This window comes from Pantoea sp. SGAir0180, assembly GCF_043546245.1.
Window position 1 is genome coordinate 2,942,562 of sequence record NZ_CP028071.1, and the last position, 17,431, is coordinate 2,959,992.

General features: G+C 53.4%; 15 protein-coding genes. 6 read left to right on the forward strand and 9 right to left on the reverse strand.

Annotation, left to right across the window (positions count from 1 at the left end; translation table 11 throughout):
* Window positions 1-2: 2 nt before the first annotated feature.
* From ispC to rpsB, 5 genes are all read right to left on the reverse strand, one after another.
* Window positions 3-1,199: a 1-deoxy-D-xylulose-5-phosphate reductoisomerase gene (gene ispC / locus C1N58_RS13985; protein WP_006117762.1), complete on the reverse strand. Its 1,197-nt coding sequence runs from the start codon at window positions 1,197-1,199 to the stop codon at window positions 3-5.
* A 110-nt stretch (window positions 1,200-1,309) separates the two neighbouring features.
* Window positions 1,310-1,867 carry a ribosome recycling factor gene (gene frr, locus C1N58_RS13990; RefSeq protein WP_006117761.1) on the reverse strand — a complete coding sequence of 186 codons (558 nt, stop codon included), beginning with the start codon at window positions 1,865-1,867 and terminating at the stop codon, window positions 1,310-1,312.
* Between the two features lie 143 nt (window positions 1,868-2,010).
* Entirely contained in the window at window positions 2,011-2,736 is a 726-nt protein-coding gene (gene pyrH, locus C1N58_RS13995) for a UMP kinase (protein ID WP_006117760.1), read from the reverse strand.
* Between the two features lie 154 nt (window positions 2,737-2,890).
* A complete protein-coding gene (gene tsf, locus C1N58_RS14000) occupies window positions 2,891-3,742 on the reverse strand; it encodes a translation elongation factor Ts (protein ID WP_006117759.1) in 852 nt (283 codons plus the stop codon).
* A gap of 183 nt (window positions 3,743-3,925) precedes the next feature.
* Entirely contained in the window at window positions 3,926-4,651 is a 726-nt protein-coding gene (gene rpsB / locus C1N58_RS14005) for a 30S ribosomal protein S2 (protein WP_006117758.1), read from the reverse strand.
* 316 nt (window positions 4,652-4,967) lie between these two features.
* On the opposite strand from rpsB, the gene map reads away from it, so the two are divergent.
* The 4 genes from map (at window position 4,968) to C1N58_RS14025 (ending at window position 9,991) form a co-directional block, all read left to right on the forward strand.
* The gene (map, locus tag C1N58_RS14010; RefSeq protein WP_033740309.1) at window positions 4,968-5,762 is read left to right on the forward strand and encodes a type I methionyl aminopeptidase; all 795 of its coding nucleotides are present in this window, start codon (window positions 4,968-4,970) and stop codon (window positions 5,760-5,762) included.
* Between the two features lie 65 nt (window positions 5,763-5,827).
* Window positions 5,828-8,476, forward strand: a complete 2,649-nt coding sequence (gene glnD, locus C1N58_RS14015) for a bifunctional uridylyltransferase/uridylyl-removing protein GlnD (RefSeq protein ID WP_039338672.1) — start codon at window positions 5,828-5,830, stop codon at window positions 8,474-8,476.
* Between the two features lie 80 nt (window positions 8,477-8,556).
* On the forward strand, window positions 8,557-9,381 hold the full coding sequence (dapD, locus tag C1N58_RS14020) for a 2,3,4,5-tetrahydropyridine-2,6-dicarboxylate N-succinyltransferase (RefSeq protein ID WP_033740308.1): 825 nt from the start codon (window positions 8,557-8,559) through the stop codon (window positions 9,379-9,381).
* A gap of 217 nt (window positions 9,382-9,598) precedes the next feature.
* Window positions 9,599-9,991, forward strand: coding sequence for a DUF3461 family protein (locus C1N58_RS14025; RefSeq protein WP_006117754.1), 393 nt, complete (start codon window positions 9,599-9,601; stop codon window positions 9,989-9,991).
* A 73-nt stretch (window positions 9,992-10,064) separates the two neighbouring features.
* On the opposite strand, the gene C1N58_RS14030 is transcribed toward C1N58_RS14025, so the two are convergent.
* From C1N58_RS14030 to dgt, 4 genes are all read right to left on the reverse strand, one after another.
* Window positions 10,065-11,282, reverse strand: a complete 1,218-nt coding sequence (locus C1N58_RS14030) for an alginate lyase family protein (RefSeq protein ID WP_394549879.1) — start codon at window positions 11,280-11,282, stop codon at window positions 10,065-10,067.
* A gap of 31 nt (window positions 11,283-11,313) precedes the next feature.
* Window positions 11,314-12,471 (reverse strand): CdaR family transcriptional regulator, encoded by a 1,158-nt coding sequence (locus C1N58_RS14035; RefSeq protein ID WP_039338678.1) that lies wholly within the window; start codon window positions 12,469-12,471, stop codon window positions 11,314-11,316.
* 177 nt (window positions 12,472-12,648) lie between these two features.
* The gene (gene degP / locus C1N58_RS14040; protein WP_033740303.1) at window positions 12,649-14,097 is read right to left on the reverse strand and encodes a serine endoprotease DegP; all 1,449 of its coding nucleotides are present in this window, start codon (window positions 14,095-14,097) and stop codon (window positions 12,649-12,651) included.
* Between the two features lie 133 nt (window positions 14,098-14,230).
* A complete protein-coding gene (gene dgt, locus C1N58_RS14045; protein WP_006117749.1) occupies window positions 14,231-15,721 on the reverse strand; it encodes a dGTPase in 1,491 nt (496 codons plus the stop codon).
* 92 nt (window positions 15,722-15,813) lie between these two features.
* Here dgt and mtnN point away from each other — a divergent pair, with 92 nt between their 5' ends.
* Together mtnN and btuF are read left to right on the forward strand one after the other, a co-directional pair.
* Window positions 15,814-16,512, forward strand: a complete 699-nt coding sequence (mtnN, locus tag C1N58_RS14050) for a 5'-methylthioadenosine/S-adenosylhomocysteine nucleosidase (RefSeq protein WP_006117747.1) — start codon at window positions 15,814-15,816, stop codon at window positions 16,510-16,512.
* Window positions 16,505-17,317, forward strand: a complete 813-nt coding sequence (btuF, locus tag C1N58_RS14055; protein WP_394564254.1) for a vitamin B12 ABC transporter substrate-binding protein BtuF — start codon at window positions 16,505-16,507, stop codon at window positions 17,315-17,317. Before mtnN ends, btuF begins: the two co-directional genes overlap by 8 nt.
* The last annotated feature ends 114 nt before the right edge of the window (window positions 17,318-17,431 follow it).

The following is a 17,431-nucleotide window of genomic DNA, read 5'->3' on the forward strand; positions in this document are numbered from 1 at the left end:
TATTACGACGTGAAATGGGACAACATTTCTGTTGCCGCCGCGCGTGCGCTTCGGTCAATGTCAATGACCGCATCCACGGAGTCCGGCTCCTGACAGTGATGCGCCGACAGCACTGCGCTGTTCAACGCGGCAATATCCGTAAAACGGATCTGCTTATCCAGGAAAGCCGCCACGGCAATCTCATTGGCCGCATTGAGCGTGGTGGTCGCTGCCTGTCCGGCTTCGCAGGCATCAATCGCGAGTTTGAGACAGGGGTAACGACCAAAATCAGGTGCCGAGAAGGTCAGTGCCGACATGCGGGTAAAGTCCAGCGGTGTGACCCCAGCCTCAATACGTGCGGGCCAGGCCATACTGTGGGCGATTGGTGTCCGCATGTCAGGCGAACCTAACTGGGCCAGCACGCTGCCATCGCAATACCGCACCATGGAGTGGATCACCGATTGTGGGTGCAAAATCACTTCCATCTGCGCTGCGCTGGCATTAAACAGCCAGCGCGCTTCAATGTATTCAAGACCTTTATTCATCATGGTGGCCGAATCAACAGAGATTTTACGCCCCATTGTCCAGTTCGGATGTGCACAAGCCTGATCTGGCGACATATTGCTCAGATCCGCTAAATTTGTGTCACGAAAAGGGCCACCCGATCCCGTAAGAATAATCGACTCAATGCCGTTATTCTGCAGGTCAGCGTAACCTAACTGATGCTGGATGGAAGCGGGCAAACTCTGAAAAATGGCATTGTGCTCGCTATCAACCGGCAACAACTGCGCGTTATGTTGACGTACCGCCTCCATAAATAAACGGCCGCAGGTGACCAGCGATTCTTTGTTCGCCAGCAAGACCGTTTTGCCGGCGCGAATGGCGGCCAGCGTGGGTAATAACCCCGATGCACCCACAATTGCGGCCATCACCTGGTCAACCTCATCCAGCGCGGCCAGTTCACAGGCTGCCTGAACGCCGGAGAGCACTTCAGTCCTGATCTTCAATGCTCTCAGTCGCTCACGTAGCGCGGCGGCAGCGTCTTCATCTGCCATGGCGGCGTAGCGCGGTTGAAACTGTGCACACTGTTCTGCCATCAGGGCTACATTTTTGCCCGCCACCAGCGCCGTGACCTGGTAAAGCGCCGGATTGGCTTTAACAACGGCCAGCGTGCTGGTGCCGATTGATCCGGTCGAACCCAGCAGAGTTAATCGCTTCATAATGCTGTCCCTGTATCGGTAAAAGCGTGGGGCACAACGTAAAACGCCGCCAGAGATGGCATTCAGTCAGAAGGCCTCCCTGTACGGCGTTTTCGTCGGCGAAGATGGAATTAGAAATCCATCAGCTCCGTTTCTTTTTCGGCCAATGCTGCATCGACTTTCTTGATGTGCGCATCGGTCATTTTCTGGATTTCATCCTGCGCGCGACGTTCGTCGTCTTCGCTGATCTCTTTATCTTTCAGCAGCGCTTTGATCTTATCGTTGGCATCGCGACGGACGTTACGTACCGACACACGGCCCTGCTCGGCTTCGCCGCGCACGATTTTAATCAGGTCTTTACGACGTTCTTCGGTCAGTGCAGGCAGCGGAACACGAATGTCCGAACCGGCAGAGCTGGGATTCAGCCCAAGATCAGACGCCATAATCGCTTTTTCAACGGCCGGGCCGAGAGAGCGATCAAACACGTTGATTTTCAGCGTGCGGGAATCTTCAACAGTGACGGAAGCCAGCTGACGCAGTGGCGTCGGCGTGCCGTAATATTCAACGATGATGCCGTCGAGCAGTGAAGGTGAAGCACGACCTGTGCGCACCTTGCTGATAGTGGTTTTGAATGCTTCCACGCATTTATCCATGCGCGTATCAGCATCTTTTTTAATGTCGTTAATCACGTTAAAACCCTTGGATTCGGTTTGACCTGGCCAGTTCCGGCATTACCGGAAGCGGGATCGATAAGCATCGATAATCCTGAATGGCGTGCGGCAATACCGCGCCGCACTGACAGAATATACCCTATTTTATCTCGCCTCGGGTATTAATGCGTAATCAGGGTGCCTTCTTTTTCACCCATCACTACGCGACGCAATGCGCCAGGCTTGTTCATGTTGAAAACGCGGATAGGCAGTTTGTGATCGCGCGCCAGCGTAAACGCGGCGAGATCCATCACTTTTAGCTCTTGATCCAGCACTTCCGCATAGGTCAGTTTTTCGTACAGTGTTGCATCGGGGTGCTTCACGGGGTCCGCAGAATAAACGCCGTCAACTTTGGTGGCTTTCAACACCACATCGGCTTCGATTTCGATACCGCGCAGACAGGCGGCAGAATCCGTCGTAAAGAAGGGGTTACCGGTACCTGCGGAGAAGATGACAACGCGGTTATTGCGTAACAGGCTGATGGCTTCTGCCCAGCTGTAGTTGTCGCACACGCCGTTCAGGGGAATGGCCGACATCAGACGGGCGTTAACATAGGCACGATGCAGCGCATCACGCATTGCCAGGCCATTCATTACGGTGGCCAGCATCCCCATGTGGTCGCCGACAACGCGGTTCATGCCCGCCTGTGCCAGACCCGCTCCACGGAACAGGTTGCCCCCGCCAATCACAACGCCCACCTGGATACCCAGTTCGACCAGCTCTTTAACTTCCTGAGCCATGCGGTCAAGCACACTCGCGTCGATACCAAAACCTTCTGCACCTTGCAGTGCTTCACCGCTGAGTTTTAGCAGGATACGTTGATAAACAGGTTTTGCGTTGGTCGCCATGGTCAGTTCTTCCTGGAAGATATGATGAGTGAGAAGTAATTCCGATCAATCATCCGCTTACAGCAAAAGAATTGCTATTGGGATGAAACTGAAAACGTATCTTTTGCCTGTGGCAGACAAAAAAGAACCGCCATCTGGCGGTTCTTTCAGATCATTAAGACTGTTTGGACATCGCTGCAACTTCAGCAGCAAAATCAGTCTCAACTTTCTCGATGCCTTCGCCCACTTCGAAGCGGATGAAGTTGATCACGTCAGCGCCCTGCTCTTTCAGCGCCTGGCCAACGGTTTTGGCTGGATCGATAACGAATGCCTGACCGGTCAGAGAAACTTCACCGGTGAATTTCTTCATGCGGCCTTCAACCATTTTCTCTGCGATTTCTTTTGGCTTGCCAGACTGCATCGCGATATCCAGCTGAACCTGGTACTCTTTCTCAACCACTTCGGCAGAAACGTCTTCTGGCTTAACAAACTCAGGCTTGCTTGCCGCAACGTGCATCGCGATCTGTTTGATCAGATCTTCGTTAGCGCCTTTCGCTGAAACCAGAACGCCGATACGTGCGCCGTGCAGGTAGCTGCCCAGCTCTTCGCCTTCCAGCACTGCAACGCGACGAATGTTGATGTTTTCACCGATTTTGGCAACCAGTGCAACGCGCTCTTCTTCAAACTGTGCTTTCAGCGCTTCAACGTCGGTGATGCGGTTAGCCGCAGCCGCGTCCAGCACTTTGTCAGCAAATGCCTGGAAGCCGCCATCTTTTGCAACGAAGTCAGTCTGGCAGTTTACTTCCAGAATCACACCGTAGTTACCAACGATTTTGGTTTTGATCACGCCGTCAGCAGCAACGTTACCTGCTTTTTTCGCTGCTTTGATTGCGCCAGACTTGCGCATGTTTTCAATCGCCAGCTCGATGTCGCCGCTCGCTTCAGTCAGCGCTTTTTTGCAGTCCATCATGCCTGCGCCAGTACGCTCACGCAGTTCTTTTACCAGTGCAGCGGTAATTTCAGCCATTCCAGAATCCTCGGTTCGTACCTGAGCACGGGTGCATCAACAGGTACTTATTTGCGGAAAATTTACTCTGTCCCGCCGACCTGAACAGGGGCGTTACAGACTTGGATAAAATAAAGGGGCCATGTTTGGCCCCTTACAGATCACATCTGAATGCTAAGGGCTCTTCTACAGAGCAAACCTTAATTAAGCGTTTTCTAAAGACGCTTCTTCAGCCTGCTCAGCCAGATCCTGAGAACGGCCTTCGCGAACGGTAGTCGCAACGGCAGTCAGGTACAGGTTGATAGCACGGATCGCATCGTCGTTACCTGGGATAACGTAATCAACGCCATCCGGATCAGAGTTAGTATCAACGATAGCAAATACTGGGATGCCCAGGTTGTTTGCTTCTTTGATTGCGATGTGTTCGTGGTCAGCATCGACAACAAACAGTGCATCCGGCAAACCGCCCATGTCTTTGATACCGCCCAGGCTGTTTTCCAGCTTGGCCAGCTCACGAGCGCGCATCAGCGCTTCTTTCTTGGTCAGTTTGTCGAAAGTGCCGTCCTGAGACTGGGTCTCAAGCTCTTTCAGACGTTTGATAGACTGACGAACGGTTTTCCAGTTAGTCAGCATACCACCCAACCAGCGGTGGTTTACGAAGAACTGGTCGCAGCTCAGTGCAGACTCTTTTACCGCTTCGGCAGCAGCGCGCTTGGTACCAACGAACAGAATCTTACCTTTACGGGAAGAGATTTTGGTCAACTCAGCCAGAGCTTCGTTGAACATTGGTACGGTTTTCTCAAGGTTGATGATGTGAACTTTGTTACGCGCACCGAAAATGAATGGCTTCATTTTTGGGCACCAGTAACGGGTCTGGTGACCGAAGTGAACACCAGCCTTGAGCATATCGCGCATGGAAACAGTTGCCATGATTACTACCTCTAGTTTAATTGGGGTTGGGCCTCCATGTATCCCATACAACCGACCTCTTTCAAGGCACCCCGGCGTATGTGTCGATACATGTGTGTTTTAGTACACATAGTGAGATTATTGCGGTTCCCGTTGACCTTGCAGCCCACAGAGAATCGTCGGCGCGCTTTATACCACAATCAGGCTCTGGACGCCAATAATTGTTCGCTTATGGCGCGCGATGCGTTCTCCGTTTGGCAGCCCTTTTGGCTTGCTGTTAACATGACAGCACAGCGTTCATTATTGCTGAAAATTTCAGCAACAGCGGAATAATTTAATGGCAATCTCAATAAAAACTCCCGAAGAAATCGAAAAAATGCGCGTCGCAGGTCGGCTGGCTGCGGAAGTGCTTGAAATGATCGAACCGCACGTGCAGCCTGGCGTGACGACGGGCGAACTGGATCGCCTTTGTCATGCGCACATTACCGAGAAGCAGCAGGCGGTGTCTGCCTGCCTGGGTTACCACGGTTTTCCTAAATCTGTCTGTATCTCAGTGAATGAAGTGGTTTGCCATGGCATCCCCAGTGACGATCGCCCGTTAAAAGACGGGGATATCGTTAACATTGACGTGACCGTGATTAAAGACGATTACCATGGCGATACGTCCAAAATGTTTATCGTGGGTAAACCCACCATTCAGGGCGAACGTCTGTGCCGCGTGACGCAGGAAAGCCTTTATCTGTCACTGCGTTTAGTTAAGCCGGGCATTCGGCTGCGCGAGCTGGGCCGCGCGATTCAAAAATACGTCGAAGCGAATGACTTCTCTGTCGTGCGGGAATACTGCGGTCACGGCATTGGCAAAGGCTTCCATGAAGAGCCTCAGGTGCTGCATTACGACGCGGATGACGGCGGAGTGGTCCTGCAGGCAGGAATGACCTTTACCGTTGAACCGATGGTAAACGCCGGTGATTACCGCATTCGTACCATGAAAGACGGCTGGACGGTGAAAACCAAAGATCGCAGCTTGTCGGCGCAGTACGAGCATACTATTGTGGTGACGGATAACGGCTGTGAGATTTTAACCCTGCGAAAAGACGACACCCTGCCTGCGGTGTTAGTTAACCAGGAGTAATTCCACCACGAATAAAAAAGCCGGCGCTCTGCCGGTTTTTTTATGGTTAATGATGAGAGCGTTGCATGAGCCTGTCGCAAGAAGTGAAAAACGGCCTGAATGATTCCCCTGGCGAGTGGCAAGACGATACGCTGACACGCGACGTCTTAAAGCAACGTCTGGAGGGCTTCCAGCAGCACCTGGCGGCGGCGTTTGATGCCGGTGAGCCTGTCGAAGATCTGATTCACGCCCGAACGCTGTTTATCGATCGCCTGCTGCGCCGTTTGTGGCGTTTTTTTGGCTTCGACAGCATGAAAGCCATCACGCTTGTCGCCGTCGGCGGTTACGGTCGCGGTGAACTGCATCCCCTTTCCGATATCGATATCTTAATTCTCAGCCGTCAGCCGCTGGATGAGCAGGCGGCGCAGAGCGCCAGCGCGCTACTGACGCTGATGTGGGATCTCAAGCTGGAGGTCGGCCACAGTGTACGTAGCCTCGAAGAGTGCCTGCTGGAAGGGCTGTCCGATCTGACCGTGGCGACCAATCTGATTGAAGCCCGAATGCTGACCGGCGATGTCGCGCTGTTTCTGGAATTACAAAAAAATGTCTTCAGCGATGGCTTCTGGCCATCATCCCGCTTTTTTGCCGCCAAAATCGACGAGCAGCAGGAACGCCATACACGTTATCACGGTACCAGCTATAACCTGGAACCGGATATCAAAAGCAGCCCCGGCGGGTTACGTGACATTCATACCTTACAATGGGTTGCCCGTCGCCACTTTGGCGCGACCACGCTGGATGAGATGTCAGGCTTTGGTTTCCTGACGGACGCAGAGCGCAGCGAGCTGAATGAGTGCCAGGCGTTTCTCTGGCGCATTCGCTTTGCCCTGCACCTGTCTCTGCCACGGTACGATAACCGCCTGCTGTTTGACCGCCAGCTCAGCGTTGCCCGGCGCCTGAATTATGAGGGAGAAGGCAACGAACCGGTCGAACGCATGATGAAAGATTTTTACCGCGTCACGCGGCGCATCGGTGAGCTTAACCAGATGCTGTTGCAACTGTTCGATGAGGCCATTCTGGCGCTCTCCACCAATGAAAAACCCTATGCCATTGATGACGATTTCCAGCTGCGCGGTAACCTGATCGATCTGCGTGATGAAACCCTGTTTGATCGGGAACCCCAGGCAATCTTGCGTATGTTCTATGTCATGGTACGCAATGAAAACATCAAAGGGATCTACTCCACTACACTGCGCCGCCTGCGCCATACACGACGTCATCTTGAGCAACCCTTATGCCAGTTACCTGAAGCGCGTCGCCTGTTTATGTCGATTCTGCGTCATCCCGGTGCGGTCAGTCGCGCGCTGGTCCCGATGCATCGCCACAGCGTGCTCTGGGCCTATACGCCGCTCTGGGGCCACATTGTCGGGCAGATGCAGTTTGATTTATTTCATGCTTATACCGTCGATGAGCACACTATCCGGGTGTTGCAGAAACTGGAGAGCTTTGCCAATGAAGCAACGCGCCCGCAACATCCGTTGTGCGTTGAACTCTGGCCTCGCCTGCCACAACAGGAATTACTGTTAATGGCTGCGCTGTTACACGACATCGCGAAAGGGCGTAACGGCGATCACTCCGTGCTGGGTGCGCAGGACGCGCTGGCGTTTGCGGAGATGCACGGTCTTAACTCACGTGAAACCCAGTTAGTGGCCTGGCTGGTTCGTCATCATCTGCTGATGTCAGTTACCGCGCAGCGCCGCGACATTCAGGATCCTACGGTCATTCAACAGTTTGCCGAAGTCATGCAGAACGAGAACCGGCTGCGTTATCTGGTTTGCCTGACCGTTGCCGACATCTGCGCCACTAATGAAAGCTTGTGGAACAGCTGGAAGCAAAGCCTGCTGCGAGAACTGTTCTTTGCCACTGAAAAACAGCTGCGCCGCGGCATGGAGAACAGCCCGGATCTCCGTGAGCGTGTCCGTCATCACCGTTTACAGGCGCTGGCACTGTTGCGCATGGACAACATTGATGAAGCCCGCCTGCACCACATCTGGAACCGGTGCCGTGCCGACTACTTCCTGCGTCATACGCCGAATCAGATCGCCTGGCATGCGCGCCATTTACTGGAACACGATCTGCGTAAACCGTTGGTGCTGGTAAGCCCACAGGCTACACGAGGCGGTACAGAAATTTTTATCTGGAGCCCGGACCGGCCCCACCTGTTTGCCGCCGTGGCCGGTGAGCTGGATCGCCGCAATCTCAGCGTGCATGATGCGCAGATTTTTACCAGCCGCGATGGTATGGCGATGGATACGTTTATCGTGCTGGAGCCGGATGGCAGCCCGCTGGCTCCCGATCGTCATGCGCTGATCATTCAGGCGCTGGAACAGGCGATTACGCAGTCAGACTGGGTGCCGCCACGTACCCGCCGTCAGGCTGCCCGACTCCGCCATTTCAGCGTGGATACCGAAGTAAACTTTCTGCCGACGCATACCGATCGCCGGAGTTATCTGGAACTGGTGGCGCTCGATCAGCCGGGCTTGCTGGCGCGCGTCGGCGAGGTGTTTGCCGATCTCGGCGTATCACTGCATGGCGCGCGCATCAGTACCATTGGAGAACGTGTCGAAGATTTGTTTATTCTGGCCAATAGCGAACGCCGGGCACTGGATGAGGAAATGCGCCAGACCCTGCAACAACGGTTGACAGAGGCCCTTAATCCAAACGATAAAGTGTGACCCGCTTCAATTTGTGAACTTTCACTTTTTACCTGTGCTGGTCGCTGACCGGCACCACAAATGACAGATCAGGAAAAAATATGCAACAGTTACAGAGTGTTATTGAATCTGCCTTCGAACGTCGCGCTGATATCACCCCGACCAGTGTGGATACTGAAACCCGCGACGCGATTAATCAGGTTATCGCCAAACTGGACAGCGGTGAGCTGCGCGTTTCTGAAAAAATCGACGGTGAATGGGTAACGCATCAGTGGCTGAAAAAAGCCGTTCTGCTCTCTTTCCGCATCAATGACAATCAGGTCATGGAAGGCGCAGAAACACGCTTTTACGACAAAGTGCCAATGAAATTCGCTGACTGGGACGATGCGCGCTTCAAAGCCGCCGGTTTCCGCGTCGTACCGCCCGCCGCCGTGCGTAAAGGTGCCTTTATTGCACGTAATACCGTGTTGATGCCTTCCTATGTGAACATCGGTGCCTTTGTTGACGAAGGAACGATGGTGGACACCTGGGCCACCGTGGGCTCCTGTGCGCAAATTGGTAAAAATGTCCACTTATCTGGTGGCGTAGGCATCGGTGGGGTGCTTGAGCCCCTGCAGGCTAATCCGACCATTATTGAAGATAACTGCTTCATCGGCGCACGTTCTGAAATTGTTGAAGGCGTGATTGTTGAAGAAGGTTCCGTTATTTCAATGGGCGTTTATATTGGTCAAAGCACCAAAATTTATGACCGCGAAACCGGTGAAATTCATTACGGACGCGTACCTGCCGGATCGGTCGTCGTCTCGGGTAATCTGCCGTCAAAAGATGGGAGCTACAGCCTGTATTGCGCGGTTATCGTGAAAAAAGTGGATGCCAAAACACTGGCCAAAACCGGCATTAATGAATTGCTGCGCACGATCGACTAAGCTTGTGGACGGGCTGCCTGACAGCCCGTCATCTTTTGTTTACAGCTGTTACGGGTAATGTTGTTTTTCAACGCGAACCAACGGGTGCGTTTACTTTTCATCCAGGTCATAATTCGCGCCAGTTAAATCCTGTTGCGCACTGATTCATGTTATTTATGTCTACAGTCATTAAGTCATGAACAATTCTGCGCGCTTATCATTTGGTGGAAAAAACGTTATGTATGACAATATTAAGAGCTTAGGCATTAGTAACCCCGACGACATCGATCGCTACAGCCTGCGTCAGGAAGCGAATAACGATATTTTGAAAATTTATTTCCGCAAAGATAAAGGCGAATTTTTCGCTAAAAGCGTGAAATTTAAATATCCTCGTCAGCGTAAAACGGTCGTCGCCGATAATGCGTCGCAGGGCTACCGTGAAGTGCAGGAAATCAGCCCTAACCTGCGCTATGTCATTGATGAGCTGGATCAAATTTGTCAGCGCGATCAGGTTGAAGTCGATCTGAAACGTAAAATTCTGGACGATCTGCGTCATCTGGAAGGCGTGGTGTCACACAAGATCGCGGAAATTGAATCCGATCTGGAAAAACTGACCCGCAGCGGCCGTTAATCCTTTCAAACGCACTATAGCCTGCCGTCCTGAGTGAGCGTCACTTTGTGCGGCGGGCCTTTTTTATGGCCTGCTACTCCTGTCGCAGCAACGCCCCTTCACGCAAGACATCTTCAGTCGCCTCACGCCAGTCAAACCGGTCAATCCAGGATTGATAGCGTGCAGAACCCAGCGCATTATCCGCCAGCATAAGCAGGGGAATGACGCGCCCGCTGTTACGGTCGCGCGTCTTCCAAGGCCAGCGGCGCGCAGAATCACTAAACGGTGCCATATAATCCAACGCAGCCAGCAGCGAGCCGCCCTGTTTGTCAGAGTAGTGCCAGAGATCGTCCCCACCGCGCTGAGACGACAAGGCCGCTATCGCAGTCAGCGCCTGTAAATTAAAAAAACTGTAGTGAAAAGAGCGGGTGCGGGCCAGTTCAAGCGGCTGCGTGCCATCACGCGCTATCTGCCCACCGATCTTCGTTTTAGCCAGCGCCATCATGTCCCTCATAACGGCATCGTTATGCAGGTAAGCGGCAATCCCGGCCACCTGAACACAATACCAACTGCCGTGATTGTTGGCCGCATGCCGCTCCTGGCGCGCCAGCTTACTGGTTTGCAGCCAGGTAAGGTAGTCGTGGAACCAGCGCTGCAGCGCGGCCTCGTCGTCTGCACGCCAGCCGGGTGACTGACGCAGCAATATCAACGCATCAACAATACGGGTGGCAAAATAACGCCCATCCAGTACGCCATCGTGCCGACCCGTGCTGATGCCCGGCACGCCTTGCGCAAAGTTAAGGTTGGGATTCATGCGGCTGGCGGGATCGATAAACCAGTGACGGATCATCGATTGGGCTTTACTGGCATAGCGTACATCGCCCGAAAAGAACCAGGCCAGCGTCAGTGCCTGCACATCGGCACTAAAACGCGCAAAACGCAGCCCGTCTGTTTGGTTGTTTTTTGTGTCGGGATTCACCTCGCCATCCCGACGGCTCCACGGAAGCCCCGTTTTCTGCCGGGCGTCCGGCCACCAGTACGCGCTCAGGCTGAGATAATCGTGTCGCGAGCCGCTGGGGGGCACCAGACCTTTGTCCATGACGCTGGGATCGGGCTGCTTAAGCGCCTTATCCGCCTGCTGTTTCAGCTGTTGCCAGGCTTGCTGCGTACGTGGGCTTGCCTGCTGATTCTGGATGGTCTGCCGTGTAGTGAGCAAAGCCTTTGTCGAGAGAAAAATCAGCGTGTCCGCCGCCGCCGCCTGGCAGGTGAACGCAAGTATCAGTAAGCCACATCCCCAACTCAGTGCGCGCATCAGTCTGTCCTCTTCGTTTTTTCGGGCCCTGTCAGCCCTGCTCATCCAGTTGGATCGCGATGTACAACAGCAGGCGATCGTCAACCTTGCCCAGGTTGAGTCCCGTCAATTCAGCAATACGATTTAAACGGTATTCCAGGGTATTTCGATGAATAAAAAGCGCACGCGACGTCGCGCCGGGCTGCACGTTGTTGCTGAACCAGGCACTCAGCGTGCGTCGCAGCAAACCGTTGCTGTCCATGCTTTTTAGCTTTTCCAGCGGACGCGCCAGTTCATTTGACTGCCAGCCACCCCGTAAGCTGTCGAGCAGGACCGGCAGCATCAAATCCTGATAAAAATAGCTGCGAACCTCGGGCATACGCTGCTTTCCCACCGCCATCGTTGTTCGCGCAGTACGATATGAACGTGCAATGCTGCCCATGCCCGTAAAGAAATTGCCCAGCGCAATACGCATGCGCAGATGACCACTTTCCTTCATGCGCTGCATGAGCTGTTCGACCCGCCTGCGGTGATCGTGTTGATCATAACGTCCGTGTGCATTTAATGCCGGTTTCAGCACGACCATTTCGGTTAGTGAGACGATGGCAATCAGGTTATCCCGCGCCGGTGTCGTCAATAACGTCTGCAACTGCTGTAATTCTGACATCGCGCTGTCAACGCCAAGCTGCCCGCTGTCCACTTCGATCACCGCCACGATTCGGGGCTGATTAAGATCGATGCCGAGGCGCTGCGCCCATTCGGTGAGTTGCGGGGAGATCGCGTCACTGCGAATGAGATTGAGCACCAACTCTTCCCGCAGACGGCTGTCCTGCGCCAGCATATGCAACAGCCGCGCCTGCTCCAGCATCATCTCTGCGGCCATACAGACTAATTCACCATAGTGACGCAGCGCACCCGGCTCGCCCGTCAGACCAATCACTCCAACAATCATCCCGTCGATACGCAACGGCAGATTAATTCCCGGCCTGACTCCATGCAGATGCCGGGCCACCGCATCGTCAATATCCACAATACGTCCCTGAGACAGCACTAACAATGCACCCTCATGTAATTCGCCGATGCGCTCCCGGTCACCGCTGCCAATAATCCGTCCGCGTGCATCCATAACGTTGACATTGCCATCAATGATTTTCATAGTGCGCGCGACAATTTCCTGCGCCAGTCGTGCGTCGAGATGACAGGTTGCCATCCTGTACTCCTGAGTCATAAAGAGGGGGAAAACAGCATAGACGCGCGATACCGGGAGAACATTGTGCATCTGCACAAGGCCTGGCAGGCATTAACAGAAATGCGGCGACCATCACATTTGTGCGCGTCGCCATAAAAAAGGCGGACCGAAGTCCGCCTGATAAACCCCTGCCTGTGATTACTGCGCCAGCAGATACAGTGAACTGTCTCCGCGCTGCACGTTCAACGCCAGTACCGGTGGTTTGGTATCGAGGATTTTACGCAGTTCGCCCAGATTGCTGACGGCCTGCTGGTTGACGCCAAGAATCAGGTCGCCTTTTTTCAGGCCAATTCTGGCCGCCGCGCTGCCCGCTTTCACGCTGTCAACCCGAACGCCTTTCTCTTTACCTGAATTATTGCTCAGATCCGCGCCTTCAATACCGGTGTAAATGGTGGCGGACTGCACCTTGTCCTGCGTGCTCTGCTGCAGCTGAACCGTCACATCCAGCGGTTTACCATCACGCAGTATGCCAAGTTTCAGCGTGGTTCCTACCGGCAACGAGCCGACTTCGGCACGCAGTGAAGCAAAGCTGGTTAACGGCTTACCGTTCATCGACACAATGACGTCACCCGCTTTAATACCGCCCTTCGCCGCCGCAGAGTTCGGTACGACCTGACTGACGAATGCACCGCGTTGCGCATCGACTTTCATCGCCTTCGCCAGCTCAGAGTTAAGCTCGGTCCCCATAATGCCCAGCTCGCCGCGTTTAACCTGGCCGTATTCCACCATTTGTGCCGTCAGGTTTTTCACCATGTTGCTCGGGATGGCGAAGCCAATACCAATATTGCCGCCGTCCGGTGCCAGGATAGCGGTGTTGATGCCAATCAGCTCGCCGTTGAGATTTACCAGAGCGCCACCCGAGTTACCCCGGTTGATGGCCGCATCGGTTTGAATAAAGTTCTCATAGTTTTCAACATTCAGGCCACTGCGTCCCAGCGCGGACACGATACCAGACGTAACGGTTTCACCCAGACCATACGGGTTACCAATCGCCACGGCGTAATCGCCCACCCGTAAATTGTCAGAGTCGGCCATCTTAATCGCGGTAAGATTTTTAGCACCTTCCAGCTGAATTAATGCGATATCCGAGCTGGGATCTTTACCAATCACTTTGGCATCGTAACTGCGACCATCGCTCAGTTTTACCTGAATTTTCGTCGCGTCGTTTACCACATGGTTATTGGTGACCACATAGCCTTTTTCAGCGTTAATGATGACACCAGAGCCCAGCGCTCTAAATTTTTGCTGCTGCGTATCTGGCGCGGCAGGGGCACCGCCACCGTCACCGCCCTGGCAAAGCGGTGAGCCCATGAACGGCGAACCGTCCTGGCAGAAAGGCGAATTATCGCCAAAAAATTGCTGAAACTGCTGCGGCATCCGTGGCGTTTTGACCGTCGTACTTCCTTCAACGCTGATACTCACGACTGAAGGCATAACCTTTTCCAGCATTGGCGCAAGGCTCGGCAACTGCTGGCTGTTGGTGGATGACACGGAAGAGGACGTTTCCGCAGCGAAAGCACTCACAGGGGTCAGTGCCATGCCAAGACTAAGCGCCAGGGCGCTTAACATTAACGAGGTTTTTTTCATTTTGGTATCTCACAATGATGGATATACTGACCATTGCTGTGGTCGAATGTTGAGATAAATGTTTTAGCGCGAAGTTCCTCTAAAAGTTTTAGGCAAAAGTAAAAATTTATTCGCGCTCTTTACAATTCTCGGGTTATTCCACCGCCATTAAGCGACGATACTCATCCCAGGCATAGAGATCCGTCATGCCACTAATGTAATCCTGAATCAGGCGAAAACGATAATAACGTTCCCATAACAAGCGCTCATATTTATGTTCAACAACCAATGTACGCATTTTATACAAATAGGCTTTTCGGTGTTTGCCAGACAGTTTATGGAACAGTCGGGTCTCTATGGGATGATGGCGTAAAAAGTCTTCATTTATCAGTGTGGTAAACGCTTCATAATTGAGCGACATCAGCGGCTGATATATTTCCAGCAAGCCCTTAATTACCCGATAACCCTGCAGTTCCAGTTGCTCAACTTCGGAATGATTAAACACCTGCTGGCGCGCCACGGTTTTAAAAATCTGTAATAAACGGCCCTCTTCACCTTCGTCTTCTAATAAAGCATGGTTGAAGTGCCCCTCGAATATGGCAGGCAGATTATCAATAAAACGTTTCACCGCGTAGGTGACCAAAACATTCTGAACATTGACCCGCAGCGACATAAAAAACTGATCGCTACGGCTACGGCGTTTTTTACTGCCCGCTTCGCGCCACGCTTCTCCCACTGTACGACTGAAGGCATCGTTATTATTTATTGTCCCCCAGGCCTTGCTGAGATATTCATACAGACTGTCCACGTTAAATATGGCTTTTTCAACGGCATCGTCTAAATCGGCAATACAATAGGAGATGTCGTCAGCGGCTTCCATGATATAGGTCAGCGGAAAGCGATGGTGTTCCGTCAAATTTGTGGCAGTGCGAAGCTCATCGATATATTCCCGCTCAGATAAATAGAAGCCCGGCTTTTTCATTAATACGCTAAACTGAGCCGGTTTTTCCCCCTGCCACCAGGCGGGCGCGGTGTATTTCAGGATGCAGGCTACCTGAGAATAGCTCAGGTTGAGTTGCAGCAGCGAATGCACCATGCGAATAGCCTGAGCATTCCCTTCGAAGTGGCACAAATCCTGACGAATCATGGCGTTCATGCGATCAAAGTCCGCGCGCTGCGCCTCGTTTTCAACACCCGCAACCAGCGGATCGACCAGTTCAGCGGGCAGGTTATCTTCAAACCAGTCATTAATGGCGGCTTCGCCAAAATGCCCAAACGGTGGGTTACCTACATCATGTAACAGGCAGGCCATTTCGACGAGGCTTTCGAACGCCCCTTCCATGTCATCCAGACCATATTTTGCCAGTCCACCCTGCATCTTTAGCGTCTGCAGAATTTCTTTGCTGATATACCGGCCGGTTTGTTGCACTTCAAGCGAATGCGTCAGACGGGAACGTACGGCGGCGTTGCGCTCAAGCGGGAATACCTGGGTTTTTTGTTGCAGTCGACGAATTGCCGCTGAATTAATGATCCGCCCACGATCGCTTTCGAAATGGCGGGTAATAAAATATTCCCCCTGTGGATCTTTACGGTTGCTATAAGGGCGAGTGAAGCTGATCTTCTTCCTGAAATTGATCGTCGCCATAGCTGTCCCCTTATTTTTTCGTGAAATAATCCCGTCACTGCCATGATAGACTATGCCTGATATTGACATCCATTACATTAGCGAGACGTAAAATGAAAGCAGGCATCATTGGCGCAATGGAGCAGGAAGTTACCCTGCTGCGAGACAAAATTGAAAATCGCCAGACCCTGTCTCTGGCTGGTTGTGAAATTTACACTGGCACACTGAATGGTGTGGACGTTGCGTTGCTGAAATCCGGCATTGGTAAGACCTCGGCCGCTATGGGCACCACATTGTTACTGCAATTGTGCAAACCCGATTTGGTGATTAACACCGGCTCAGCGGGCGGCTTAGCCTCTTCGTTAAAGGTAGGCGATATTGTGGTGTCCGATGAAGTGCGCTATCACGATGCCGATGTCACAGCCTTTGGTTATGAACCGGGCCAGATGGCGGGCTGCCCCGCGGCCTTTACCGCAGACAGTAAGCTGATCGCCGCCGCAGAAGCCTGTATTCAGCAGTTGAATCTCAACGCGGTTCGCGGCCTGGTGGTCAGCGGTGACGCGTTTATCAATGGCGCAGCCCCTCTGGCCCGCATTCGCGCCACGTTCCCACAGGCGATCGCCGTTGAGATGGAAGCCACCGCTATCGGCCATGTCTGCCACCAGTTTAACGTGCCGTTTGTGGTCGTCCGCGCGATCTCCGATGTGGCCGATCAGGAATCACACCTGAGTTTCGATGAGTTCCTGAGCGTTGCCGCTAAGCAGTCCTCCCTGATGGTGGAAAATTTGCTGGCCCGCCTGGCACATGGCTAAATCCCTGCTGTTTTGCTGGCTGCTGCTGTTTTGCAGCAGCCTGCCTGCTGCACCGCCCCGCGTCATCACCCTGGCTCCTCACCTGACTGAACTGGCTTTTGCCGCCGGCATCACGCCGGTTGCGGTCAGTGCCTGGTCGGGTTATCCCGCTGAAGCACAAAAGATTGAGCAGGTCGCGACCTGGCAGGGGATGAACCTTGAGCGCATTTTACAGCTTAAGCCCGATGTTGTGCTGGCATGGCCCGGCGGCACCTCATCCCGTCAGGTGGCGCAGTTAGTGCACTCAGGGATTCATGTGGAATGGGTCGGCACCTCGACACTGGATGACATGATTCATTCGCTGGCTGGATTAGCCCGATGGAGCCCGTCCCCCCAGCGTGCTACACAGGCCGCTACGCAACTACGCCAGCAGGTCGCAGCCTTGCGCCAACGCTACCGTCCGCAACCCCCCGTACGCGTTTTTGTGCAGTTTGGTCTTTCCCCCCTGTATACGGCGGCTAAAGCGACGCTGCAAAATGACATTATCGGCCTGTGTGGCGGGCAAAATATTTTTGCCGCAAGTCCGGTGAGCTGGCCTCAGGTGAGCCGGGAGCAGGTCCTGATGCGCCACCCTCAGGTCATTGTGACAACGGGCGGTTCGCAACAGGCTGAAACGCTTGCGCAGTTCTGGCGGCCGCAGCTCAACGTACGCATCATTGCCATTAACGAGGACTGGCTCAGCCGTCCGGGCCCACGTATCCTGTTAGCCGCAGAGCAGCTCTGTGAGGCACTGCATCCCGCCCCAAAGGCATCTTCAGGCCACTGAATATTGCCCTGCCGATTAAAGTAATCATTTTCACTGCCGTTAACGTTATTTAAGAGACGCGTGCCATGTAAGCCCGCCGTCCTTCTGCGCGATGCGCTTTTGACTACACCAGGA